This is a genomic window from Pseudomonas kitaguniensis (assembly GCF_049199985.1).
Classification (GTDB): domain Bacteria; phylum Pseudomonadota; class Gammaproteobacteria; order Pseudomonadales; family Pseudomonadaceae; genus Aquipseudomonas; species Aquipseudomonas kitaguniensis.
This window is the reverse complement of the sequence record NZ_JBLZPT010000016.1, coordinates 30,597-56,462: the sequence shown is the minus strand read 5'-3', so window position 1 is coordinate 56,462 and position 25,866 is coordinate 30,597. Positions and strand designations below refer to the sequence as shown.

Below are 25,866 nucleotides of genomic sequence, written 5' to 3'. Positions count from 1 at the left end.
TTTTTAAGTCTGTTCATGCGCGACCATCGCGCGCGCCGATGGGCGCGGTCAGGTCAGCCACGTCGGCCGGTATATCGGCGAAGGCAAGTTCATCCATTCACCGAGTACCGGCAAGCGCGTGCGTATCGACTCGCTCAGCAGCCGCTACTGGAACAAGCACTACACCACGGCCAAGCGCTTCCACACGGCGGGCTGACCGGCTTACTCGGTGCTGCCCAGCCCCTGCCAGTGCTTGAGGCCGATGAAGATAAAGCGCAATTGCTGGGTGATTTTTGCTTGAGGTGTCAGGTGCGCAGGCAGCGCTTGGGCGGGCGGGTCGATGATGTCGGGCAAGGTCGCGAACACACTCTTGACGATCAGGTCGGCCATGACGTGCAGCCCTTCGGCATCCAGGTGCTGGAGTTTGGGCATGCGCGTAAGGTCGGCAGCCAGGTCGCTGGTGATGTCTTCGCGCAACGCGCCGATGGCTTGGCGCACCGCCAGGCAGCCGCCGTATTGTTCGCGGGCGAGGAACAGGAACTGTGAACGGTTGGCCGAGACCACATCCAGAAAAATGCGCACGGACGCATCGATGATGCCGCCCATCACGAATTCATTGTGGCGCACCAGGCGAATCGTAGCGCGGAAGGTCTGGCCGACTTCACTCACCAATACCAAACCCAGCTGGTCCATGTCGTCAAAATGGCGATAGAACCCGGTAGGCACTATGCCGGCGGTTTTCGCCACTTCGCGCAGGCTGAGGCTGCCGAACCCACGGCCACACTCCATCAGATGGCGGGCTGCGTCCATCAAGGCGAGTCGGGTCTGTTGCTTCTGTTCGGCGCGGGGCAGCATTGGCGGGCGGGCTTTGTCGGCAAGTCAGCGAAGCACTCTAGCAAAACAGCTTCGTCGGCGTCGAACTTGGCGCACGCTATGCGCGGCAAATGGGGGGCACAGGCGGTTTAAAACAAATCTTTAGAAAGTCAAAAGCCCGATCCACAGACCGGGCTTTTTTCTGGGCTACCACAGGCTTAGCTCTGTGCTTGATGCAGGTCTTGCAAACGGTCTGAACCACCTTCAGCAACACCTTCGGTGTAAGCGCGTTCGTTGGCGTTTTCCGACCCGCCTTCTACCAAGCCTTTTTGTTCCAGGCGATCACGGCCACCTTCGGCAACGCCTTCGGTGTAGGCACGTTTGTTGGCGTGTTCCGAACCATTTTCGGCAACAGCGCCACTGGCGTAGTCACGGTTTTCTTCTTCTTGCGAACCGCTGCGGGCCAGGGTTTGGCTGGTTTGCACGGCTTGGGCGGAATTCTGTGGGGTAGCTTGTTCAGCGGCTGGCAGGGCAAAAGCGCTGGAAGCCAGGACCGACAGCATAACGGTAGCGAGTAATTGGCGTTTCATGAGGGTTGCTCCTTGGGAGTGCGATAAAGTGGGTACAGGGCTAATGCTACTCTCGATAAGTCGATATAAAAGTTCATAAACACAATGGTAATAATCAACAGAATTGATTGTTCCCGGCGGAGGCTCTAGCACGCACCTCTCAAGCCCGCGGTTTTGCACCAAGGTGGGTATTTTCGACTCGTTTGTGGGTAACACCGGTGCAGTGTTGATGGTTTATTCGACTGCGGCTGTAGGATGAATCGCTTTTTTTGCGATGAATTCGTACTCCGGCTAAACCCCCAGACCGTTTGTCAGTCGTAGCCTTATGAGCTGTAGTTAAAAGGTGCGCGCAGCGCGCACCCTCAGTCGTACTCAGGAGTTATGTGCAATGACGCGCACTCGTAAAATCGTCGCTTGGAGCTGCGCCAGCTTCGTTGTGTTAATCGCCGTGGTGGTATTGGTTCTGGTGTTCTTTGACTGGAACCGCATCAAGCCGCCGCTCAATGCCAAAGTCTCCGAAGAGTTGCATCGCCCGTTTGCTATCAATGGCAACCTGGCGGTGGTGTGGGCGCGTGAGCCGGATGAAGGCGGCTGGCGGGCGTGGGTGCCGTGGCCGCACGTGATTGCCGAAGACCTGAGTTTGGGCAACCCCGACTGGTCGAAAAAGCCGCAAATGGTCACGCTCAAGCGCGTGGAGCTGCGTATTTCGCCGTTGGCGCTGTTGGTGCAGCGCGTGGTGATCCCGCGTATCGACCTGACCGAGCCGAGCGCCGACTTGCAGCGCCTGGCCGATGGTCGCGCCAACTGGACCTTCACCTTCGACCCCAAAGACCCCAACGCTGAACCTTCCAGCTGGGTGGTGGACATCGGCGCGATTGGCTTCGACAAGGGCCATGTAACGCTCGACGATCAAACCCTCAAGACTCAACTCGATGTGATCATCGACCCGCTGGGCAAGCCGATTCCGTTTGGTGAAATTGTCGGCGACGCGGATGCCAAAAAGGCCTTGGAAAAAGGCTCGGCGCCGCAGGACTACGCGTTTGGCCTCAAGGTCAAAGGCCAGTACCACGGCCAGAAACTCGATGGCACCGGCAAGATCGGTGGCCTGATCGCCTTGCAGGACGCGACCAAGCCGTTCCCGTTGCAGGCCCAAGTCAAAATCGCCGACACCCGCATCGCGCTGGCCGGCACCCTGACCGACCCGCTGAACCTCGGCGCGCTGGACCTGCGCCTGAAACTGTCCGGCAGCAGCCTCGGCAACTTGTACCCATTAACCGGCGTGACGCTGCCGGATTCGCCGGCGTACTCCACCGACGGCCACCTGATCGCCAAGCTGCACGAAGCCAGCGGCGCCTCGTTCAGCTACGAGAATTTCAACGGCAAGATCGGCGACAGCGACATCCACGGCAACCTTGGTTTTGTGGCCAGCCAGCCACGGCCCAAGCTCAGTGGCGCGCTGGTTTCCAACCAGTTGCTGATGGCCGACCTCGCGCCGTTGATCGGCGCAGACTCCAATGCCAAGCAAAAAGCCCGGGGCGGTGAAAGCAAGCAGCCTGCGACCAAAGTGCTGCCGGTGGAAGAGTTCCGCACCGAGCGCTGGCGTGACATGGACGCCGATGTGGAATTCACCGGTAAACGCATCGTGCACAGTGCCGACCTGCCGTTCACCGACCTCTACACCCACGTGGTACTCAACGACGGCGAACTGAGCCTCGAACCCCTGCGTTTTGGCGTGGCCGGCGGCAAGCTCGATGCGCAGATTCGCTTGAATGGCCGCACCACACCGATGGAAGGCCGCGCCAAACTCACGGCTCGCAACTTCAAGCTCAAGCAGCTGTTCCCGACGTTTGAGCCGATGAAAACCAGCTTTGGTGAGCTCAACGGCGATGCTGATATAGCCGGGCGTGGCAACTCTGTAGCAGCGCTGCTGGGTAGCTCGAACGGCGATCTGAAAATGCTCATCAACGACGGCGCTATCAGCCGTGGCCTGATGGAAATCGCCGGGCTTAACGTGGGCAATTACGTGGTGGGCCGCCTGTTTGGCGACAAGGAAGTGAAGATCAATTGCGCGGCGGCGGACTTCGGCATCAAGACTGGTCTGGCGACCACGCGCTTGTTTGTGTTCGATACCGAGAACGCGATTATTTACATCGATGGCACCGCGAATATGGCGTCCGAGCAGTTGGACCTGACTATTACGCCGGAGTCGAAAGGCTTCCGCCTGTTCTCGCTGCGCTCTCCGCTGTACGTCAACGGGCCGTTTATCAAGCCGAATGCCGGGGTCAAAGCGGTGCCGCTGATGCTGCGTGGTGCGGGCATGGTGGCGCTGGGTGTGGTTGCCGGCCCGGCAGCAGGGTTGCTGGCACTGATTGCACCGAGCACAGATGAACCCAACCAATGTGCGCCGTTGTTGCAGCAGATGCAGCAAGGCAAAGCACCGAAGACCGTGAAGTAACGATCAAACCCCATAAACCAATGTGGGAGCGGGCTTGCTCGCGATGGCGGTGGTTCAGTCAACATGTATATCGACTGTTACTCCGCTATCGCGAGCAAGCCCGCTCCCACAGGGGTGGGGTTGCAGTGTTGCTGATTACAGGCTGCTGAGGATGTCAGCCATGTCGTCTGCGTGTTCTTCTTCCTGTGCCAGGATTTCTTCGAACAGGCGGCGAGTGGTTGGGTCCTTGTCACCGATGTACTGGATAATCTCGCGATAGCTGTCCACCGCGATGCGCTCGGCCACCAGGTCTTCGTAGACCATTTCCTTCAAGCTGTTGCCCGCCACGTATTGAGCGTGGGAGTTTTTCGACAGCAGGTCCGGGTTGAACTCCGGCTCACCGCCCAGTTGCACGATGCGCTCGGCGAGTTTGTCGGCGTGCTCGGCTTCTTGGGTGGCGTGCTCAAGGAACTCTTCGGCGGCAACGTGTGCCTTCACGCCGGTTGCCATGAAGTAGTGGCGCTTGTAGCGCAGTACGCACACCAATTCAGTGGCCAGCGAGCCATTGAGCAGGCGAATGATCTCTTCGCGGTCGGCGTCATAACCCTCGGTCACGGCACCGTTTTCGACATTCTGGCGGGCGCGTTGGCGCAGCGTCGCAACGTCAGTCAAGTTTGCTTCAGTCATCTCAATCTCCTGGTGCTAATCCGGTTTTACGCCACGCTCTACCGGCGTGATCGCTCGAAGTTGTGAGTACTTGAGGCAGCAAAAAGTTTTATCGGATTTGCCCGCAGCGTCATACGTCAGGCTCAACGGTGGGAGCGGGCTTGCCCGCGAAGGCGATGTATCAGGCGACGCGAGCGGCCTGACTGCGCACCGGCGTGGTCCAGCGCTCCGACAAAATCACCCCGCCCAAGGTCAGCAAGCCACCGACCAGGTGATACAGCGCCAACGCTTCCTTCAACACCAGCGCCGCAATCAACGCGGTGATCAACGGCAGCAGGTTGAAAAACAGCGTCGTCCGGCTTGGTCCCAGGGTTTTTACCGAGTGCATCCACGCCAGCGGCGCGAGCATCGACGCCAGCAGGCACGCGTACATCACCAGCGGAATATTCGCCCAGCTCAAACCGGTCTTGGTCGAAAACAGGAACAGCGGAAACAGCACCACCACTGCCACCAGCACCTGCAAATACAGCAACACCAATGGCGGCAGGCGCAACTGCCATTTTTTCAGCAGGGTGCTGTAGACCGCGTAGGCCAGGGTGGCCACCAGCATCATGCCATCGCCCAGGTTGACCCCATGTTGCAGCAGCGCGCTGAGGCTGCCGGCCGACACCACCACCACCACGCCTGCGAACGACAGCACCGCGCCGGCCAGCGCGCCAAACGTGAGGCGTTGGCCGAGGCTGATAATGGCGGCGGTCAGCGCCATCAGTGGCATCAGCGAGAGGATGATGCCCATGTTGGTGGCGCTGGTCAGCGTCGCAGCGTAGTAGGCCAGGCTTTGATACACCGCCATGCCGAGCACGCCGAGGATGAAGATTTTGCCCAGGTTCGGGCGGATCAGCGGCCAGTTGGCAACCACCGGCTTGAGCATGAACGGGGTAAACAGCAGCGCCGCCAGCAACCAGCGGTAAAAGCCGATTTCGGCAGGGAAGATCGCGCCCACGGCCAATTTGTTGATAACTGTGTTACCGGCCCAGATAAAAATGGCGAGCAGGGGATACGCATATTGCATCTAAAAAAAACCAGGTGGGTTGAAGAGGCGCGATTATCCCCTGTCTGGATAAATTCTGTACGGCGATCAAGGCTGCAGCAGTATCGGCGGTCGAATATTAATGGCCCCTGACAGGTAACAGGCTTTGACTACACTGCTGGTAGGCCGTGCCCCTTCGGCACGGTAACAAGGAGAAAACTCCATGAAGATGCTGCGTATTCCGCTGTTGATGATGGGCTTGCTGTTGTGTTCTCAAGGGTTTGCCGCGACCGCCCAGCAAAATAAAATGACCACCTGCAATGCTGAAGCCAGCACCAAGACGCTTAAAGGCGATGACCGCAAGGCCTTTATGAAGACCTGCCTGTCGGCGCCGGCGGCCAACGACGCGAAGACCCTGACCCCACAGCAGCAGAAGATGAAAGACTGCAATGCGTCGGCGAAAACCAACGCCCTGGCCGGCGATGCGCGTAAAACCTTTATGAGCACCTGCCTCAAAGGAAGCTGATTACGCGAATCCGCTGTGGGGGCGGGCTTGCTCGCGAAAGCGGTGGGTCATGCAACACATCAGTGACTGGCCTACCGCATTCGCGAGCAAGCCCGCTCCCACACTGACGGTGTTCACAGCAATCAGACCTCTCGCTTGATTCTCTCAAGGCTGGCAGACTGCCCATCCTTTAACGCCGTTCGTTTTGAGGCTGTATGCCAACGTTTTCTCAGCGTCACGTGTTGTTGCTGGTCAGTTGCGTCATCATTTTCGGTGGTTTACTGCTGGTTCTGCCGCTCAAGCTGCTGCCCAGCCTGTTGGCCGGCCTGCTGGTGTATGAACTGGTCAATATGCTCACCCCGCAGTTGCAACGGCTGATCGAAGGCCGGCGCGCGCGTTGGCTGGCCGTGGCGTTGCTGGGCACCTTGATCGTCAGCGTGCTGACCTTGATCTTCGCCGGTGCCATCAGCTTTTTGCTCCACGAAGCGGAAAACCCCGGCGCTTCCCTGGATAAATTCATGGGCGTGGTCGACCGCGCGCGTGGCCAGTTACCGCCGTTCCTTGACGCGTACTTGCCGGCCAGCGCCGCCGAGTTCCGCGTGGCCATCGGCGATTGGCTGAGCAAACACCTGAGCGAGCTGCAACTGGTCGGCAAAGACGCCGCCCACATGTTCGTCACCCTGCTGATCGGCATGGTGCTGGGCGCGATCATCGCCCTGCAACGCGTGCCCGACGTGACCAAACGCAAGCCACTGGCTGCCGCCTTGTTCGACCGCCTGCACCTGCTGGTTCAAGCGTTTCGCAACATCGTATTCGCGCAGATCAAGATTGCTGCGCTCAACACCGCCTTCACGGCGATCTTTCTGGCGGTGGTGCTGCCGTTATGCGGGATTCACCTGCCGCTGACCAAAACCCTGATCGTACTGACCTTCCTGCTCGGCCTGCTGCCAGTGATCGGCAACCTGATGTCGAACACGCTGATCACCATCGTCGCGTTGTCGCTGTCGATCTGGGTGGCGGTGGCGGCGCTGGGGTATTTGATCGTGATTCACAAGGTCGAGTACTTCCTCAACGCGCGAATCGTCGGCGGGCAGATCAGTGCCAAATCGTGGGAATTGCTCCTGGCGATGCTGGTATTCGAAGCCGCATTCGGCCTGCCGGGCGTGGTGGCGGGGCCGATTTATTATGCGTATTTGAAGAGTGAGCTGAAGCTGGCGGGGATGGTTTGACTCTATTCCGGCAGGGCGACTGAAGAGCCGCCCTGTTCCCGCTTAGGACGCAGGGGTTTCAGGTGTACACAGATCAAACTGTGGGAGCGGGCTTGCTCGCGATGGCGGTGTGACAGTCAATTGATGTGCTGGCTGTCACACCCTCATCGCGAGCAAGCCCGCTCCCACAGTTGATTTTCAGTGTTGGTGACATCGGGGCCGGTCAGCTGCCGTAGCGCTTGCTGGCCTCAATCGCCAAACCGCTGCCGATGCTGCCGAAGATATTCCCTTCCACGTGCCGCGCGTTCGGCAACATCGCCGAGATGCTGTGGCGCAGCGCCGGAATGCCGCTGGAACCGCCGGTAAAAAACACCGTGTCCACTTGCGCCACGTCTACCGAGGCGTCGGTGAGCAATTTGGTCACGCTGTTGCGCACGCGCTCCAGCAAGCCATCAATCGCCGACTCGAACAGCGTGCGGCTCAGGTCCACACTCAAGCCCGGTTCAACCCGGTCCAGCAGCACGTGACGGCTGTGTTCGTGGGTCAGCTGGATCTTGGTCTCTTCGACTTCCATGGCCAACCAGTGCCCGGCACGCTGTTCGATCAGCTTGAACAGGCGGTCGATACCGCCGGTGTCTTCGATGTCGTAGCGCATGCTGCCCAACGCCAGTTGGGATTTTTGCGAGTACACCGAGTTAATGGTGTGCCAGGTGGCCAGGTTCATGTGGTGGCTGGTGGGCATGTAGGCGCCGCTTTTCATGCGGCTGCCGTAGCCGAACAGCGGCATCATGCCGGCGAGCGACAGTTGCTTGTCGAAGTCGGTACCGCCGATGTGCACGCCGCCGGTGGCGAGGATGTCGTCGTGGCGGTTGTCGTTATGGCGACGGTCCGGCGACAGGCGTACCAGCGAGAAGTCGGATGTACCACCGCCGATGTCGACGATCAGTACCAGCTCTTCCTTTTGAATGGTGGACTCGTAGTCGAAGGCTGCCGCAATCGGTTCGTACTGGAACGAGATGTCCTTGAAGCCGATCGCGCGTGCCACGTCCACCAGGGTGTTTTCGGCTTCCTGGTCGGCCATTGGGTCGTCGTCGACGAAGAACACCGGGCGCCCCAACACGACTTCTTCGAACTCGCGGCCGGCGGTGGCTTCAGCGCGGCTTTTGAGTTGGCCGATAAACAGCCCAAGCAGGTCGGTGAACGGCATGGCCGTGCCGAGTACGCTGGTGTCGTGCTTGATCAACTTGGAACCGAGCAGGCTCTTGAGCGAGCGCATCAGCCGGCCTTCGTAGTTTTCCAGGTACTCGTGCAGGGCCAGGCGGCCGTACACCGGGCGACGTTCCTCGAAGTTGAAGAACACCACCGACGGCAGGGTGATTTTGTCGTCCTCCAGCGCGATCAGCGTTTCCATGCCGGGGCGAATCCAGCCGACGGTAGAGTTGGACGTGCCAAAGTCGATGCCGCAGGCACGGGCTGGGGATGAGTTTTCCATGTCTATCGGGTTCCGGTTGAAAAACGGCCGCGCAGTGTATGCCAGTCGAAGGCGGATGCGTAGGCCGACCATCCGTTAAATCGTGCTTGAAACCTCAGGTTTTGCCCCCACATCTGTTGCATACGGCTAGCGCCGATAACACTTTGACGCACCCTCAGGCCACAACACTCAACAGGTGCAAAGCAGCGCACGTTGTGCCCAAGGCTGTGCGATCTCGATTAAGGATGGTGAACCGCCGATGGATTTCAAAGACTACTACAAGATTTTGGGTGTCGAGCCGACGGCCGACGACAAGGAAATCAAGGCCGCCTACCGCAAGCTCGCGCGTAAATACCACCCGGACGTGAGCAAGGAAAAAGACGCCGAAGAACGCTTCAAGGACGCCTCCGAAGCCTATGAAGCGCTTAAAAGCGCAGACAAGCGCGCGGAATACGACGAACTGCGCAAATACGGCCAACATGGCCAGCCGTTTCAGGGCCCACCGGGCTGGCAGAGCCGTGGCGGTTTTGGCGGTGGCCAGAACACCGAGGACTTTTCGGACTTTTTCAGCTCGATCTTCGGCAACCGTGGCGATGCGTTTGGTGGCGGCCAGCGCCGGCCTGCCGGGCGCAAGGGCCAGGATGTCGAGATGCACCTGACGGTTTCGCTTGAGGACACGCTGTCCACCGAGTCCAAGCAGATCAGCTTTCAGGTGCCGCAATACGACGCCTCGGGTCGGCACGTAAGCAACACCACCAAGAGCCTCAACGTGAAGATCCCCGCCGGGGTGGCCGACGGCGAGCGCATCCGCCTCAAGGCTCAGGGCGCTCCGGGCATTGGCGGTGGGGCGAATGGCGACCTGTACCTGATCATCAAGTTTGCGCCGCACGCCAAGTTTGAAGTGGACGGCGAAAACCTGATCATCAACTTGCCCCTGGCACCGTGGGAGCTGGCGCTGGGCGCTGAAGTGGCGGTGCCGACCCTCACCGGCAAGATCAACCTCAAGGTGCCCGCCGGTAGCCAGAACGGCCAGCGCATGCGTGCCAAAGGCCATGGCTTGCTGAACAAGGCCGGGCAGCGCGGCTACCTGTTTGTGCAGCTCAAAGCCGTGATGCCCAAGAGCAGCGACGAGGAGGTCAAGGCGTTGTGGCAGGAGCTCGCACAGAAAGCGGCTTTCAATCCGCGTGAGCATTTTTGATCGGTATAACTATCTAGGCTTTTCAGGCAAGGCTATTCGATAGGTTGGTTGTTTTACAGCCCATCATGGATAGCCCGCTATGTCAGAACAACCCGTCACTTCTACCCCCGAAGGCACTTTCAACGTTGACCTTCGGGGCGTGCATTACGACTTCCTCAAAGACCGTGTGCCCGCCTGGTTCAACCAGGCCACCGCACAACGCCAGCAAGAACTCGCCAGCCATGAAATGGAGCTGCCCAATTGGTACCTGACTGCCACGGTTCAGCAACGGGCTGCGCTGGCCGACAGCCATATCCGCTATCGCGAGACCTTGAACCAGGTGGAAAACAACCTGGGCAACATTCAGGATGTGTTGGCGTTTGCCGAACAACCGCTTAAAGAGGCGATCAAGCAACGCTTCAACCTGGACCTGGACGTCAAAAACGTCTATTTCGCGCGCAAATATGGGTATAAAGGCCGCGACGATCTGTTCGGTGCGTTTGTCTTCGACCAGACCCGTGACCCGTCGTTAAGCTATGAGTACCGCACGGTATCCTTGCTTGAGGCCGCCCTTGCCAATTTTGAACCTGACGAAGAACAAGCAAGTTCCTGTAACGATTGCCAGATCATAACGACCATGAGCGCGTCTTATGGCGGTGATGTCATCCCGACTTTAAGTGTGTTCAAGTCGCGCGCTCTGGCCATCGCTCCACATGAATTTATCCAGATGTGTCGCACCCTGGACGTGGGGAATTTGTACCAGCAGCACATCAAAGCCATCGTCGAACCCACAGATGACGCAAAACGCAGCGCACTGCAAACCCAACTGCAAGAGCATCATCGCCAACAGCTGGCGTTGAGTGCCGAAATTGCCTCTCACAAGATCGAGTGGGGCATCAGTGCCGATGCCTACCAGATGATCAAACAGGTCATCACCGACCAGAGCAGCGCCACCCTCGATGGCAAACCGGTGACATTTGCCGCGCTGAAAGTGTTTGGCAGCGTATTGGTGGGCCCGGTGATGATCGGGCCAGACCGTAAAGACAGTGGCAGGGTTGAACGCTTGGTGGTGTTCATCCCCAATGACCCACAGCAGCCGCTCAAGGAATACGCCTCCAGCGCCGAGTTCATGGTTGAGCTCAGGGGCCGGTTGCACAGTGCCTCGTACCGGCGCTTTTTCAGCCGATTCGTGCCTCAGCGCGAGCAGGGCGTGTTTTTTCAGCAATTTAATCTGTTGTACAAACCTGCCAACGGCAATGGCGCAGCAGGCGATTACCCACAGGCGCCAAGGCCGGTAAGGTTGCCCCTGGATGCGTTGGACATTAATGGCGACCTGTGGGAGCAACTGCGCGAGGCCCAGGTACGCAAGATCTTGGCGGATGCCCGCGCCGTGGCCGTGCCTACCGGGGACGAGGACAGCAAGGCGCGAATGGAGCGCTTGTCGAGCTACCTGGACGCTGTGCTCAGCGTGTTCAACCTCGCCGCTTTCGTGGTGCCGGGGCTGGGGCCGATGATGCTGGCCGTGGGTGCGGCGCAGATGTGCACGCAAGTGTATGAAGGCATCGAAGCCTATGAGCAAGGCGATATGAAAACCATGTGGGCGCACTTTTCCAGCGTGGCCCTGAATGCGGCGATGCTGGGTGTCGGGGCCAAGGTGTTACCCGAAATCAAGCTGGCGAGCATGGTCGACAACCTCAAACCGGTCACGCTGCCTACGGGTAAGCAGGTGTTGTGGAACCCGGACCTTACGCCCTATAAGGTGCCCGTCGAACTGGCTCCAGACGCCAAGCCAAACACCTTGGGGCTCTACCAGCACAATGGGCGGACAGTGTTGCCGCATGAAGGTGACCACTATCAGGTCAGGCAGGAGGCCGATACCGGCCAATACCGCATTCAGCACCCCAGCCGTCCCGGCGCCTATGAACCGCAACTGGAACATAACCATGCCGGCGCCTGGAGTCATGAAGTCGAAGAGCCACTGACCTGGGACAAACCGACCCTGATGCGGCGCCTGGGGCTGGAACAACGTGGGCTTGGCAGTGAAACGTTGGAGCAGGCCCGTATCGCCAGTGGCGTCGAAGAGGACACCTTGCGGCAGACCTTTGTCGAGCATGAGCGGGTGCCTTTGCTGCTGGAAGACACCCTCCAGCACTTCAAGGTTCATCAGGCGCTGACGACTTTTGTCGAGCAAATGTACAGCAGCGACCCGGCGCTTTACGCCAAGGCTGACCCGGCGCTGCAACTGAACATGATGCGGCGTAGCGGGATGTTGCCCGTCGACGTAGCGCTTCGAGTCCTGGACGGCAACAACCGGATACTTTGGCAAGATGATGCCTCGGCGACTGCTTCCAGGCGCGTGGTGGTTGTCACTGAAAGCCAAATGGCGCGCGGTGGGTTGCTCGATCAAGTGTTGAGTACCTTGCAAAGCGTTGACCCCACTCTTAAGGAAATCCCCGGCAGTGCCGAAGATTCGCTGGCAGTGCGGGCCGGCAAGGTGCGCGAACATATCGCCAATGTCGTCGATACATTCAAGGGCCAGTTGGTCGAAGAACGCTACAAAGCGCTGAGCGCAACCGACGACCCGGATGTGGGGCTGGTACTGGGTACTTACACCCGGCTGCCGGTATCGATGGCTGCCGAGTTGGTCAAAAGCCTGACGGGCGAACAATTGCAGGCCTTTCGCGACAGCGGGGTTCTGCCTGAGGAGCAGCGTCAGCAGGCGCGATGGTTTGAACAGGAAACACGCGTGTCGCGTGCCTATGAAGGGCTGCATCTGGACACCCTGGCAGACATCGACAGCCAGCGTCTGGCCTTGCACTCCCTGGAAACCTTGCCTGGATGGCGGCCCGGAACGCGCGTGGAACTGCGCCAATATTCGGCCGAGGGCACGCTGCTCGATGCTATTGGTTCTGCGGACTCAACAACCCCCAAGACCTTGGTGCTCAAAGACAACGGCTTGTTTGAAGCGCCCGTGCCCAGGGACTTTTACACCGCCACCTGGGAACTGCTATCTGCCGCAGAGCGCCAGAGCCTTAGGTTCACCGATGTGTTGCAAATGAAGGCCGCGATTGTCCAATCGCCGTTGCCTCGTGTACCGCTGCGCGCGGTGTTGCTGGAGCATCCGGTGCGCCGGCCAACCGTTGAAGCGGGGCTGCGCTTGCTGGGCGGTGGTCGTGGGTTTCGAAAGCTTGTGGCCGGCGTTTTTGGTCCATCAGAGGCGTCGATAAACGCTCGGGTGCGCAAATTGTACCCCTCCTTGGACGATGAGGCGGTCGCTGCCTTTATCCAGTCATTGGGCAAGGATGTTAACGCTGGGTTGAAACTTCGGGAAGCTGAGTTCGAGACGCTGAAGAAGGAATTGGACGTTTGGGTTCAGGCCAATACACCGGAATCAGACCGGTCGGACCCCTTTGCCCCAGCACCTTTCATCGCCCAGGAGATTATCGGCCAATGGCGTCGCACGGGTAGAGGCCCCATGCAGTTACGCATGGGTAGCGACCCGCTGGAGCTGCCGATATTGAGCGCCAACTTCAGTCATATCGAAACGCTTGAGCTCTCCGGTGTAAGGCGTTTTGGCAACGCTGACGCTTTCCTTAAAAAATTCACTCACCTCAAAGGTTTGAGGATTAGCAGTTGCGGGCTCACCGAGTTGCCCGCCGCCATTGGTGAAATGAGCAACCTGACCTCGCTGAATCTGGCCTCTAACAGCCTTCGCTTGACCCCACAAAGCGCCAGAATGCTGAGCACCCTCGGCAACCTTGAAGAACTCTACCTCACCAATAACCCGCTGGGGATTGCTCCGAACTTCAGTGCGATGCCCCGCTTGAGAGCGCTGAGTTTGAGCAATACGCAGCTGGATCAGTGGCCAACGGGGCTGGACGCGCGCACAGGTCTGGAGCTGGTTAACTTGAGCCATAACTTTTTGCGTGAGGTACCCGAGCAATACCTCAACCCGACCAATGAACAGCTTGACGCGACGGCGCGACTCAATGGTGTCACCTTGCTTGAGGGCAACCGATTCCCCGCTGATTACTGGCAGAAGTTTGATAACTATTGGCGACGCCTGAATCAAGCCCTGCCGGAGTTGGTGAAAAGCGCTCGCGACGGCGCGTTCGACAGTGACAACCCCAGGCTTGAAAAGATTCGACGCATGTACCCGGACAAACCCATGCACGAGGCCAGGGAGTTTATCTGGGGGTTGGGCGAGGGCGCCGATGCAGAATTGGCCAGGCTTGAACTGGAATTCAACACGTTGGACCGGCAGTTGAACGCCTGGACGTTTTCGGGCGGCGGTGAACGCCAACGCTACGTGCGGGCCGATCAACGGCAAGCCAACGCAGGCGGGCTGGACGATCGTAACCTGGCCCAGCAACGGATCCTCGCTTGCTGGCGCCGGGACACCGCGCAAAAGCTTAACAATGACGGGCAACCGATAGGCCTGGAACTGGACTTGAGTGGCCTGACATTACCGAGCTTGCCGGACTTGGATGTCGATTTCAGCCATGTTGGCTCACTCAAGTTGAACAACATGAACCTCAGCACTTCGCCGGAAGGGTTCCTTACGCGTTACCGGCATCTGCGCTGGCTGGACCTGTCAAATAATCAGCTGCGCGAACTGCCACCGGCCCTGGGGGAGATGCATGGCCTGACCCGCTTGTTTTTGCAGAACAACCAGATTCGCCTGAGTCCCGAAACGGCGCAGATTCTGTCGCAGCGCGTGACCCTGCGAGCGCTATGGATGCAGGGTAACTCGTTGGGCATTGCGCCGGATTTCAGCCTGATAACCGATATGCGTTCACTCTCCTTGAGCAACGCCGGTATTGATACCTGGCCTGCCGGTTTGACGGAACAACCGAACCTGGACCAGATAGACCTGCGCAATAACAACATCACGAGCATTCCGGCCTCAGTCATTGCGCCGCCTGACGCACAGTTGGCGCAAACCGCACGGGTTAATAATGTGACTTCGGTATCCGGTAATCCTTTGACCGAGGGCACCCTGCAACAGGTCAGGCAATACAACCTGCGACTTGAACAGGCAGACCTGGCATCAGCGCAGAATCCCAACCTGTTGGTCGCCACCGCGCTGCACCCACGTGCCGCGGTTGTGCCCAGTGCCGGTGTGCAGCAGCCGTTCTTGCGTTGGACCCAGGATTTGTCTGTGGACCAGGTGTCAGCCAGACAGACTCAGTGGCAGGCACTGCGTGGTGAAGAGCGCGCCGGCCCGTTCTTCGACATCCTCAATCGCCTGCAGCAAGCTGGTTCCGGGCATGCCGACCTGCAACGTCGCGTCTGGGAAGTGATCGACAGCATCAGCGAAAACACACCTGAATCGGAAAAACACCGCGACGAACTATTCGGCCAGGCCGGCGAGCCAGGTTGCTGTGATCTCGCCGCGTTCTCCTTCAGCAATTTGGAAGTCAAGACGCTGGTCTACAGGGCGCGCGCCCAGGCTGCCGGGCAGGTGCAAGGCGCGCAGCTGTCGAGTTTGTCCAAAGGTTTGTTCCGTTTGCACGAAGTCGACAAGGTTGCCTCGGCAGACATCCAGCGCAGCGAGGCCATCGTCCGTGACCCCGCAGTGTCGATGGCCGATAAGTTGCCCCATACCCGGCGCTTGTCGGAAGAGGTGGAGATCAGGCTGGCGTATCGCTTCGGCCTCAAGGACCGGCTGCAATTGCCGGGGCAGCCGCAAAATGTCAGGTTCACCAGCTTGGTTGGCGTCACGCCGGCGATGCTGGATGCTGCGTACGCAAAAATCATCGCCCTGGACAACTCCGTCGCAGAGTTTCAGGCGCTGTTGTCCCGTGAGTTTTGGCAGGATCATGTGACACACAAGTACCGCGAGCAATTTGATGCGCAAAGCGAGCCCTATCAGCAGCAGTTAAGCGCACTGCATGAGAAGCACGTTGCCAAGTCGTTGTCCGACACGGTCTATAAAGCCAAAGCCGATGAGTTGCAGGCGCAGCTGGCGATTAAGGAAGGCGCCCTGATCCAGGCGCTGAGCCGACAGGAAATCGCGGAGATTCTGCTACCACGCGAAACCCTTGAAGTGCTGGTTGAACCCAGCACGAACACAACGCGTGAGTTACAACTCTCACAGTCGCGAGCCATCGAGTTCAATGGCAAGCAGTACTTTGTGGCAAGCCTGCCGGATGCGGATGGCGAGCACTACCTGTTGTGGGTGCAGGCGCCGGATAATCCGTTTGTGTTGGCCAGTAGCGGGATCATCGCCAAGCCCAATGCCGAGGGGGTCTGGAAGCGACCACGTACGCCGGGAGGTATGAGACCCGCGGTTTCCGATGATGAATTTGAAGACGCACCCGAGTCCATGCCGATGGCTCCCTACACGGCGCAAGAACTCAGTTTCATGAGACGTGAGGTTCATTTTACTGAAGCGCCAAATCGCGTCGGCAGTTATAACCGCGCGAACAACGGTAAGTACCCGCTCAGGGACTATCAGGGCAGGCCGATACGTATTCGAAAACTGCAACGAAACGTCGACCTGGCGGAGTCCGGCAAGCGATACACGTCGGATCAGATCAAGCCTTACATTAAGTTTGGAGGGTATGAAGAGGTCGGCGCCCGTTATGAAGAACAACTGCAGTGGCGTACGTTCACTGCGCAGGATATGAAAGTGCCCCAGGAAAGCTCGCTGATAGGGCAGTCCATGGTGGCGGCCAACCGGCGTATCGCTAAAGGCGAAATACTCGGTGTATACGGCGGCACGGTACTTCCCACCGGAATATTTGGCCCATCAGGTCAAACCTACACGATGCTGGTCAGCGAACTACCGATACTTGGCGGCATGCAACTGGGCAGGGAGCCGGTCCACCTGTCCGGGGACAACATCCTCTCCAGGATCAATACCAACTTTGAATATGATGTTGATGGCAAACCCGTACGCCAGGCTTTGGGGGGGTATAACGTGGAGGCCGTGCCGTTCGACGTTGAGGCGGATATGTGGCTTGGCGTGGGGCCTGAGGCCATACTAAAAAGAAAGAAATTTACACTGACGACGGTATTTGCGACCGAGGATATTGCGGCCGGTACCGAGCTGCGAATGGATTATCAGTACACCGAAGGCATGATTAAAACACTGTTCGCATAAGGCGCTGTTGATCAGCTAAACCACAGTCGGCGTGGGAGCGGGCTTGCTCGCGATTGCGGTGTGTCAGTTGAAAACTACTTATCTGACACACCGCCATCGCGAGCAAGCCCGCTCCCACCGTTAGCTGCGTTCGGCTTGGCTAGAACAAAAAGTAGCGCTGGGCCATCGGCAGCACTTCCGCCGGTTCGCACCACAGCAACACGCCGTCGGCCTTGACCTGATAGGTCTGCGGGTCCACCTCTATATCCGGCAGGTAGTCGTTGTGGATCAGGTCGGTTTTCTGCACGTTGCGGCAACCTTTGACCACCGCGATTTGCTTCTTCAAACCCAACGCTTCGGGCAACCCGGCGTCCTGCGCAGCCTGGCTGATAAAGGTCAGGCTGGTGGCGTGCAAAGCGCTGCCAAAGCTTGCGAACATGGGGCGGTAGTGCACCGGCTGCGGGGTGGGAATCGACGCGTTGGCGTCACCCATCAAGCTTGAAGCAATCGCGCCGCCCTTGAGAATCAAGGTCGGCTTGATGCCGAAAAACGCCGGGCGCCACAGCACCAGGTCAGCCCATTTGCCCACCTCGATGGAGCCGACAATGTGGCTGACGCCGTGGGTGATCGCCGGGTTGATGGTGTACTTGGCGATATAGCGTTTGATGCGGAAATTGTCGTTGCCGGGGCCGTCACCGGGCAGCGCGCCGCGCTGTTTTTTCATCTTGTCGGCGGTCTGCCAGGTCCGCGTAATCACTTCGCCGACGCGGCCCATGGCCTGGCTGTCGGAGCTGATCATCGAGAACGCGCCGAGGTCATGCAGGATGTCTTCAGCGGCGATGGTCTCGCGGCGGATGCGGCTTTCGGCGAACGCCACGTCTTCGGCGATGCTTGGGTCCAGGTGATGGCAGACCATCAACATGTCCAGGTGCTCGTCGATGGTGTTGCGGGTGAACGGCCGGGTCGGGTTGGTGGAGCTGGGCAACACGTTCGGCAAACCGCAAGCCTTGATGATGTCCGGCGCGTGGCCGCCACCGGCACCTTCGGTGTGGTAGGTGTGAATGGTGCGGCCCTTGAGCGCGGCGAGGGTGGTTTCGACGAAGCCGGATTCGTTGAGCGTGTCGCTGTGGATCGCCACCTGCACATCGTACTGATCGGCCACGTTGAGGCAATTGTCGATGCTGGCCGGGGTGGTGCCCCAGTCTTCATGCAACTTCAACCCGATGGCGCCGGCCTTGACCTGTTCGATCAACGGCTCGGGCAGACTGGCGTTGCCCTTGCCGGTAAAACCGATGTTCATCGGGAACGAATCGCTGGCTTGCAGCATGCGCGCCAGGTGCCACGGCCCTGAGGTGCAGGTGGTGGCGTTGGTGCCGGTGGCCGGTCCCGTGCCGCCACCGATCATGGTGGTCACGCCGCTGGTCAGCGCTTCTTCGATCTGCTGCGGGCAGATGAAGTGCACATGGCTGTCGATGCCGCCGGCGGTGAGGATCATGCCTTCACCGGCGATCACTTCGGTACTGGCGCCGATGGCCATGGTTACGCCCGGTTGAATGTCCGGGTTACCGGCCTTGCCGATCGCGTGAATGCGCCCGTTTTTCAGGCCGACGTCAGCCTTGACGATGCCCCAGTGGTCGATGATCAGCGCGTTGGTGATCAGCGTGTCCACGACCTCATGGGCGAGCAATTGGCTCTGGCCCTGGCCATCGCGGATCACCTTGCCGCCGCCGAATTTGACTTCTTCGCCGTAAACGGTGAAGTCCTGCTCGACTTCGACGAACAGCTCGGTGTCGGCCAGGCGGACCTTGTCACCGACGGTGGGGCCGTACATGTCGGCATATGCCTGACGACTGATTTTCATAGCCTAATTCCTCGCATATGAGTTGCAAGCTTCAAGCTGCAAGCCTCAAGTAAAAGCCAATATGTGCGCCGCAAACTGCTCTTTCTTGCAACTTGAGGCTTGGAGCTTGAAGTCGACCTACAAGTCGCCCATGACCTTTCCTGTAAACCCAAACACTCGGCGTTCCCCGCTCAGGTCGACGAGCTCGACAGTCCTCGCCTGCCCCGGCTCAAAGCGCACCGCCGTGCCCGCCGGAATATTCAGGCGCATGCCACGGCTCGCGGCGCGGTCAAAGGTCAGCGCGTCATTGGTCTCGAAAAAATGATAATGCGAGCCCACCTGAATCGGCCGATCACCGCTGTTGGCCACGCTCAGGCTAACGGTGCGCCGGCCCACGTTGAGTTCGATGTCGCCAGGCTGGATCTGATATTCGCCAGGAATCATGCAGGTTGCCCCAAGGTCTTGAAGTAGATGGCGGTCGGCGTATAACGCCCGTCCGGGCTTTGGCAATAGTCGGGCAACTCACCGATCTTGGTGTAGCGCAACGACTGGTAAAAAGCTTCGGCACCCGAACCGGCCTCGGTGTCGAGGTACAACAGGCCGCGCTTGTGCTGGCGCGCGGCGAGTTCCAGAGTACTCATCAATTGTTGCCCCAAACCATGGCGGCGCGCGCTGCTGTGCACCAGCAGTTTTTGCACCTCGGCGCGGTTCTGGCCATTGGCTTTCTGGCACAGCGCCAATTGCACGCTGGCGATCACTTTTTCGTCGCGCACCACCACCCACAGCAGCAGGCTCGCGTCTTCAATACTGGCCTGCACCCCGCTCAGATAGGCACGCGCCTGGGCCTCATCGAAGTCATCCATGAAGCCCACCGAGGCGCCATGCTTGACCGCGTCGAGCAGCAGCTCGATCAAGCCCTGGCGGTAATGCGCAAAACTTTCAGCATTCACTCGACGCAGTTGAGCAGTGTTCATCGATCTCACTCCTTGGGCGGTTCGGCGCCCGGATTCAATGTCAGTTGCATAAAGGTCAGGTCCAGCCAGCGGCCGAACTTGATGCCCACGTGCGGCATCTGCCCGGTGGTGACGAACCCCAGGCGCTCGTGCAGGCGCACAGACGCCTGGTTGCCGCTTTCGATGGCCGCGACCATCACATGCTTGCCGCAGGCGCGGGCACGTTCGATCAGTGCTTGCATCAGGCGCGGGCCAAGGCCTTTGCCGCGCTGGTCATTGCGTACATATACCGAGTGTTCGACGCTGTAGCGGAAACCCTCGAAGGGCCGCCAGTCGCCGAACGAGGCGTAGCCGGTGACCTCAGCGTTTTCCACCGAAACCAGAATCGGGTATGCCTGCGCCTGGCGCGCGCTGAACCAGGCCTGACGGTTGGCCAGGTCTACCGGTTGTTCGTTCCAGATCGCCGTGGTGTTGAGCACCGCGTCGTTGTAGATGTGCAGAATCGCTGGCAAGTCTTGCCAGGTGGCATCACGAATCATGGCCGGGCCTCACGCGATAGGCTGGTGGACGGTGACCAGCTTGGTGCCATCGGGAAACGTGGCCTCCACCTGAATGTCGGGGATCATTTCCGGGATGCCCTCCATCACTTGTTCGCGGCTGAGCAGCGTGGTGCCGTAGTGCATCAGGTCGGCGACCGTGCGGCCATCGCGGGCGCCTTCCATCAAGGCGGCGGAAATGTAGGCGATGGTTTCCGGGTAGTTGAGCTTCACACCCCGCGCCAGGCGACGTTCGGCGACAAGGCCTGCGGTGAAGATCAACAGTTTGTCTTTTTCCCGTGGGGTCAAATCCATGGTTCAAGGTCCTTCGTGGCATACATTCTTAAATACAACAGAGATCCAGGGTGGGAGGTGGCTTGCGCCTCCCGCCTTGTGATCTTCATGTGCTCCAGATTCGGGGTGCGACGGCCGCTCGCCCAAGCACCGCCGGGCGCAGTAACTTCCATAGATCAATCAACCAGCCCCGCGCGTGCAGCGCTTCACTGGCCAGGCAGCGCGCCACCAACACACCCGGCAACTGGGTCAGGTCGCCGCGCACCGCATGCGGCAGGCTGCGGCAGGCCTCAAGCAGTTCAGGTTCGATGTCGCCAGTCAGCAGCAACGTCGCAAACACCGGTTGCCCGTCCAGCCCGATGGGCGAGTCGAGCAAGCCATCGGCGCCCACAATGCGCTGGCGTTCATGCCAGAGCAACTGGCCGTCGCGGCGAATATCCAGGTGCGATTGAAAGTGGCCGAGGTCGAAACGCTCGCCACTGGCGGGGCGGCCGAGGGCGACCACGTCCCAATAGAACAGCCGCGCATCGCCTTGCAGGTCAATGCGTGTGGTGAGTTCGGCCTGGGCGGCGCTGAACACAATGGTTTCCTGCGGCAGCCATTCCAGCGTCGCGCCGGCTTCCACGCTCAAGTCGAGCTGTTGAAACGCCGGGCCGCTGGCGCGATACCACTTGGCCGCGCCGGGGCTGGTCAATTGTGCCCAGGCACCGGCGCCGACAGTGGCGCGAATATCCAAACGGTCACCACCGGCAATTCCGCCCGGCGGGTGCACGATGATGTGCTGGCACACCTCGGGGCCTTCGGCGTACAGGTGCTTTTGCACGCGCAGCGGGCCGACGTGGCGGCGCATCACCGGGCGCGTGGTGTCGCCGAAACGCGCGTAGCCGAGCTCCAGCTCGGCGTGCCAGCTGGGAGTGAACAGGGCAGGGGAAACGGGCAGGTTCATGGTTCAGTGCTTATCGTTAGGACGCTACAGATTAGATGGTAACCAAGCCGCGCACACCCTCACTTTCCATATTTTCACCTCGGCCTTGTTGGACGATTTCCCCGCGTGACATCACCAGATATTGGTCGGCCAGCTCGGCGGCGAAGTCGTAGAACTGCTCCACCAGCAGGATCGCCATGTCGCCGCGCGCCGCGAGCTTTTTGATCACCGCGCCGATCTCTTTGATCACCGACGGCTGGATGCCCTCGGTCGGCTCATCCAGAATCAACAGGCGCGGGCGGCTGGCCAACGCGCGACCAATCGCCAACTGTTGTTGCTGGCCGCCGGACAAGTCACCGCCACGGCGGTGCTTCATCTGCAGCAATACCGGGAACAACTCATAGATAAATGCCGGCACTTCCTTGGCTTCGGCGCCCGGGAAACGCGACAGGCCCATCAGCAGGTTTTCTTCCACCGTCAGCCGCCCGAAAATCTCCCGGCCCTGGGGCACGTAGGCGATGCCGGCGTGCACGCGCTGGTGTGGTTTGAAGCCGGTGATGGTCTTGCCTTCCCAGTTCACCACGCCTTCTTTGGCTGGCAGCAAGCCCATCAGGCACTTGAGCAGGGTGGTTTTGCCGACGCCGTTACGGCCGAGCAGGCAGGTGACTTCGCCGATCTTCACGTCAAAAGACAGCCCGCGCAAGATGTGGCTACCGCCGTAGTACTGGTGCAGCTGTTGTACTTGTAGCATTGGAACTCCGTTAGTTGGGCTTCGAGCAGTAAGCTTCAAGCTGCAAGTAAGAGCAGGTCGGCACACGGTTCAGCGTTCACTTGCCGCTCGAAGCTTGAAGCTTGCAGCTCGGAAGCTGGCCGATGTGTCACCGTCCCAAATAAACTTCAATAACCCGCTCATCGGCCTGCACCTGTTCCAGCGACCCTTCGGCCAGCACGCTGCCTTGGTGCAACACGGTCACGTGGTCTGCAATCGAGCCGACAAAGCCCATGTCGTGTTCCACTACCATCAACGAATGCTTGCCCGCCAGGCGCTTGAACAGTTCAGCGGTAAACTCGGTTTCGGCGTCGGTCATGCCCGCCACCGGTTCGTCCAGCAGCAACAGTTGCGGGTCTTGCATCAACAGCATGCCAATTTCCAGAAACTGCTTTTGCCCATGCGACAGCAGCCCGGCCGGGCGCTGCACCGAGGCGGTCAGGCGCAGGGTGTCGAGCACTTCATCGATGCGGTCTTTCTGCTCGCCGCTCAGGCGTGCACGCAGGCTGGCCCACACCGACTTGTCAGCCTTTTGCGCCAGTTCCAGGTTCTCGAACACGCTGAGCGCTTCGAACACCGTGGGTTTCTGGAACTTGCGCCCGATGCCCGCCTGCGCAATCTGCACTTCGCTCAGGCTGGTCAAATCGAGGGTTTCGCCAAACCAGGCCTTGCCATGGCTCGGCCGGGTCTTGCCGGTGATCACGTCCATCAGCGTGGTTTTGCCCGCACCGTTTGGGCCGATGATGCAACGCAATTCGCCGACGCCGATGTACAGGTTCAAGTCGTTGAGCGCCTTGAAGCCATCGAAGCTGACGCTGACGTCTTCCAGGGTCAGGATAGTGCCGTGGCGCGTGTTCAGGCCGACGCCTGCGGCATGGCCGATACCGATCGCATCACGGCCGCTGCCCGCATCAAGAATAGGTTCGAGCATAAATTCCGCCGTCGCTGTGACTCTCATTGTTCACCCCGTTTCTTCAACAGGCCGATCACACCCTTGGGCAAATACAAGGTGACGAGGATGAACAGCGCGCCCAAAAAGAACAGCCAGTATTCCGGGAAGGCCACGGTGAACCAGCTCTTCATGCCGTTCACCACGCCCGCGCCGAGCAACGGGCCGATCAAGGTGCCGCGCCCGCCCAAGGCTACCCACACGGCGGCTTCAATCGAGTTGGTCGGCGACATTTCGCTGGGGTTGATGATGCCCACTTGCGGCACGTACAACGCGCCGGCCAAGCCACACAACACCGCGCTCAACACCCACACAAACAACTTGAAACCACGCGGGTCATAGCCGCAGAACATCAGGCGGTTCTCGGCATCGCGCAGTGCGGTCAATACCCGCCCGAACTTGCTCTGCGCCAAGCGCCAGCCGGTGTACAGGCTCGCCACCAGCAGCACCACCGTGGCCACAAACAGCACCGCCCGCGTGCCCGGTTCGGTGATCCCGAAGCCCAAAATACTGCGGAAATTGGTGAAGCCGTTATTGCCGCCAAACCCGGTCTCGTTGCGAAAAAACAGCAGCATCCCGGCAAAGGTCAGCGCCTGGGTCATGATCGAGAAATACACGCCCTTGATCCGCGAGCGGAAGGCGAAGAAACCGAATACCAGCGCCAGCAGACCCGGCGCCAGCACCACCAGGCACATGGCCCAGAGGAAGTGCTCGGTGCCCACCCAATACCACGGCAATTCGCTCCACGACAAAAAGGTCATGAACGCCGGCAGTTCATCGCCGGACGCCTGGCGCATCAGGTACATGCCCATCGCATAACCGCCGAGGGCAAAAAACAAACCGTGGCCGAGCGACAACATCCCGGCATAGCCCCACACCAAGTCCAGCGCCAGCGCGACAATCGCGTAGCACAGAATTTTGCCCACCAATGTCAGGGTGTAGGCCGACACGTGCAGCGGGTTTTCCGGTGACAGCAGTGAACACAACGGCAGCGCCAACAGCAGGGCCAACATCACCCCGCCGAGCGCTATCGTCACCTTGGGGCCGACCTTTTGCGTGGCCGTAAGCATCAATGGCTGGTTCATCAGTCGATCACCCGTCCTTTCAGTGCGAAGAGTCCTTGCGGGCGCTTCTGAATAAACAGAATGATCAGCGCGAGGATCAGGATTTTGCCGAGCACGGCGCCGATCTGCGGTTCGAGAATTTTGTTGGCAATGCCCAAACCGAAAGCCGCCATTACGCTACCGGCCAACTGGCCGACACCGCCGAGTACCACCACCAGGAACGAGTCGATGATGTAGCTCTGGCCGAGGTCCGGGCCGACGTTGCCGATCTGGCTGAGTGCTACGCCGCCAAGGCCGGCGATGCCGGAACCGAGGCCAAACGCGAGCATGTCTACGCGCCCGGTCGGCACGCCGCAGCAGGCGGCCATGTTGCGGTTCTGGGTAACCGCGCGCACGTTGAGGCCCAGGCGGGTTTTGTTCAGCAGCAGCCAGGTCAGCACCACCACGCACAGCGCAAACGCGATGATCACGATGCGGTTGTACGGCAGCACCAGGTTGGGCAGCACTTGAATGCCGCCCGACAGCCACGCAGGGTTCGCCACTTCAACGTTCTGCGCGCCGAACACCAGGCGCACCAGTTGGATCAGCATCAAGCTGATGCCCCATGTCGCGAGTAGCGTTTCCAGAGGGCGGCCATACAGGTGACGAATCACCGTGCGTTCCAGCGCCATGCCGATGGCGGCGGTGACGAAAAACGCCACCGGCAGCGCAATCAGCGGGTAGAACTCAATGGCGCCGGGCACATAGCGCTGCATCATTAATTGCACGACGTAGGTGGAATAAGCACCGAGCATCAGCATCTCGCCGTGGGCCATGTTGATCACGCCAAGCAGCCCGAACGTAATCGCCAGGCCCAAAGCGGCGAGCAGCAGGATTGAACCGAGCGACATGCCGCTGAAGGCTTGGCCGAGGATCTCGCCGAACATCAATTTACGTTTGACTTGGGCCAGGCTGGTCTCGGCGGCGGTGTGCACGGCGGCGTCGCTTTCGACACCCGGCGCGAGCAACGCTTCAAGGCGCGTGCGCGCCAGCGGGTCACCGGTGCCGCCCAGCAAACGCACGGCTTGCAGGCGCACGGCCGGGTCGCTGTCGACCAGTTGCAAGTTGGCCAGGGCCAAACTGAGGGCGGTGTGTACGTCCTCGTTGGTTTCGGCGGCAACGCGCTGGTCGAGGAATTTGAGTTGCGCAGGTTGTGCGCTTTTTTGCAGGGTTTGCGCGGCGCCAAGACGCACTTTGGGGTCAGCAGCGAGCAATTGCTGGCTGGCTTGTACGTTGTCGATCAGGCCGCGCAGACGGTTGTTCAGGCGCACGGTTTTGGTTTCACCGTTTAGCGTAAGTTGACCTTGTTGCAGCGCGTCGACCAGCTCGATACGCGCCGGGTCGGGCTGAGCGGCCCAGTCCTGCAGCAGTTTGGCTTGCTGCGTCGGGTTGGCCGCAAGGAAATCTTCGGCGTCGCTGGCATGTGCGGCGAAGGCAGCAACAGCAGGGCGGCGAGGATGAAGCGGTGGAGGGCAGTGGGCATAGAAAAGTGTCCTGATCATGCGCGGTCAAACTGTGGAAGCGGGCTTGCTCGCGAATGCGGTGGATCAGTACCAAA

General features: G+C 59.8%; 20 protein-coding genes and 1 pseudogene. 6 read left to right on the top strand and 15 right to left on the bottom strand.

Annotated elements, in window-relative coordinates; genetic code table 11:
- Positions 1-37: 37 nt before the first annotated feature.
- Positions 38-196: pseudogene (locus tag ACOZK9_RS19120) on the top strand (C40 family peptidase); the annotation flags it as partial.
- 5 nt (positions 197-201) lie between these two features.
- Here the strand turns inward: ACOZK9_RS19120 and ACOZK9_RS19115 are convergent.
- The gene (locus ACOZK9_RS19115; RefSeq protein ID WP_058411305.1) at positions 202-834 is read right to left on the bottom strand and encodes a TetR family transcriptional regulator; all 633 of its coding nucleotides are present in this window, start codon (positions 832-834) and stop codon (positions 202-204) included.
- 176 nt (positions 835-1,010) lie between these two features.
- Complete coding sequence (locus ACOZK9_RS19110; RefSeq protein WP_058411304.1) at positions 1,011-1,382, bottom strand: hypothetical protein; 372 nt, start codon at positions 1,380-1,382, stop codon at positions 1,011-1,013.
- A gap of 367 nt (positions 1,383-1,749) precedes the next feature.
- Between ACOZK9_RS19110 and ACOZK9_RS19105 the strand changes: the two genes are divergently transcribed.
- Positions 1,750-3,816 carry an AsmA family protein gene (locus ACOZK9_RS19105; RefSeq protein WP_122249805.1) on the top strand — a complete coding sequence of 689 codons (2,067 nt, stop codon included), beginning with the start codon at positions 1,750-1,752 and terminating at the stop codon, positions 3,814-3,816.
- A 135-nt stretch (positions 3,817-3,951) separates the two neighbouring features.
- On the opposite strand, the gene ACOZK9_RS19100 is transcribed toward ACOZK9_RS19105, so the two are convergent.
- A complete protein-coding gene (locus tag ACOZK9_RS19100) occupies positions 3,952-4,482 on the bottom strand; it encodes a ferritin-like domain-containing protein (protein WP_058411302.1) in 531 nt (176 codons plus the stop codon).
- Positions 4,483-4,642: 160 nt separating this feature from the next.
- Positions 4,643-5,533 (bottom strand): DMT family transporter, encoded by an 891-nt coding sequence (locus tag ACOZK9_RS19095; RefSeq protein WP_421556347.1) that lies wholly within the window; start codon positions 5,531-5,533, stop codon positions 4,643-4,645.
- Between the two features lie 181 nt (positions 5,534-5,714).
- Here ACOZK9_RS19095 and ACOZK9_RS19090 point away from each other — a divergent pair, with 181 nt between their 5' ends.
- Complete coding sequence (locus ACOZK9_RS19090; RefSeq protein ID WP_058411300.1) at positions 5,715-6,017, top strand: PsiF family protein; 303 nt, start codon at positions 5,715-5,717, stop codon at positions 6,015-6,017.
- 194 nt (positions 6,018-6,211) lie between these two features.
- Positions 6,212-7,225, top strand: a complete 1,014-nt coding sequence (locus tag ACOZK9_RS19085) for an AI-2E family transporter (RefSeq protein WP_058411299.1) — start codon at positions 6,212-6,214, stop codon at positions 7,223-7,225.
- A 202-nt stretch (positions 7,226-7,427) separates the two neighbouring features.
- Here the strand turns inward: ACOZK9_RS19085 and ACOZK9_RS19080 are convergent, their stop codons facing one another.
- A complete protein-coding gene (locus ACOZK9_RS19080) occupies positions 7,428-8,696 on the bottom strand; it encodes an Hsp70 family protein (RefSeq protein WP_058411298.1) in 1,269 nt (422 codons plus the stop codon).
- 238 nt (positions 8,697-8,934) lie between these two features.
- Here ACOZK9_RS19080 and ACOZK9_RS19075 point away from each other — a divergent pair, with 238 nt between their 5' ends.
- Positions 8,935-9,873: a DnaJ C-terminal domain-containing protein gene (locus ACOZK9_RS19075; protein ID WP_058411297.1), complete on the top strand. Its 939-nt coding sequence runs from the start codon at positions 8,935-8,937 to the stop codon at positions 9,871-9,873.
- 79 nt (positions 9,874-9,952) lie between these two features.
- The gene (locus ACOZK9_RS19070) at positions 9,953-16,960 is read left to right on the top strand and encodes a dermonecrotic toxin domain-containing protein (protein WP_421556346.1); all 7,008 of its coding nucleotides are present in this window, start codon (positions 9,953-9,955) and stop codon (positions 16,958-16,960) included.
- Positions 16,961-17,099: 139 nt separating this feature from the next.
- Here ACOZK9_RS19070 and ureC read toward each other — a convergent pair whose 3' ends face one another.
- The 10 genes from ureC to urtB all read right to left on the bottom strand — a co-directional run bounded on the left by ureC (position 17,100) and on the right by urtB (position 25,810).
- Complete coding sequence (gene ureC, locus ACOZK9_RS19065) at positions 17,100-18,800, bottom strand: urease subunit alpha (protein ID WP_058414485.1); 1,701 nt, start codon at positions 18,798-18,800, stop codon at positions 17,100-17,102.
- A 117-nt stretch (positions 18,801-18,917) separates the two neighbouring features.
- Positions 18,918-19,223 (bottom strand): urease subunit beta, encoded by a 306-nt coding sequence (locus ACOZK9_RS19060; RefSeq protein WP_058414486.1) that lies wholly within the window; start codon positions 19,221-19,223, stop codon positions 18,918-18,920.
- The gene (locus ACOZK9_RS19055; protein WP_058414487.1) at positions 19,220-19,753 is read right to left on the bottom strand and encodes a GNAT family N-acetyltransferase; all 534 of its coding nucleotides are present in this window, start codon (positions 19,751-19,753) and stop codon (positions 19,220-19,222) included. The genes ACOZK9_RS19060 and ACOZK9_RS19055 overlap by 4 nt, the downstream gene beginning before the upstream one ends.
- 5 nt (positions 19,754-19,758) lie before the next feature.
- Positions 19,759-20,271 carry a GNAT family N-acetyltransferase gene (locus tag ACOZK9_RS19050; RefSeq protein WP_058414488.1) on the bottom strand — a complete coding sequence of 171 codons (513 nt, stop codon included), beginning with the start codon at positions 20,269-20,271 and terminating at the stop codon, positions 19,759-19,761.
- A 9-nt stretch (positions 20,272-20,280) separates the two neighbouring features.
- Positions 20,281-20,583: an urease subunit gamma gene (gene ureA / locus ACOZK9_RS19045; protein WP_003171437.1), complete on the bottom strand. Its 303-nt coding sequence runs from the start codon at positions 20,581-20,583 to the stop codon at positions 20,281-20,283.
- 85 nt (positions 20,584-20,668) lie between these two features.
- A complete protein-coding gene (locus tag ACOZK9_RS19040; RefSeq protein WP_058414489.1) occupies positions 20,669-21,508 on the bottom strand; it encodes an urease accessory protein UreD in 840 nt (279 codons plus the stop codon).
- Positions 21,509-21,539: 31 nt separating this feature from the next.
- Positions 21,540-22,238 carry an urea ABC transporter ATP-binding subunit UrtE gene (gene urtE / locus ACOZK9_RS19035; protein WP_421556345.1) on the bottom strand — a complete coding sequence of 233 codons (699 nt, stop codon included), beginning with the start codon at positions 22,236-22,238 and terminating at the stop codon, positions 21,540-21,542.
- A gap of 127 nt (positions 22,239-22,365) precedes the next feature.
- A complete protein-coding gene (gene urtD / locus ACOZK9_RS19030; RefSeq protein WP_421556344.1) occupies positions 22,366-23,214 on the bottom strand; it encodes an urea ABC transporter ATP-binding protein UrtD in 849 nt (282 codons plus the stop codon).
- On the bottom strand, positions 23,211-24,290 hold the full coding sequence (gene urtC / locus ACOZK9_RS19025) for an urea ABC transporter permease subunit UrtC (RefSeq protein ID WP_122249810.1): 1,080 nt from the start codon (positions 24,288-24,290) through the stop codon (positions 23,211-23,213). Before urtC ends, urtD begins: the two co-directional genes overlap by 4 nt.
- Entirely contained in the window at positions 24,290-25,810 is a 1,521-nt protein-coding gene (urtB, locus tag ACOZK9_RS19020; RefSeq protein WP_421556343.1) for an urea ABC transporter permease subunit UrtB, read from the bottom strand. Before urtB ends, urtC begins: the two co-directional genes overlap by 1 nt.
- Positions 25,811-25,866 lie beyond the last annotated feature (56 nt).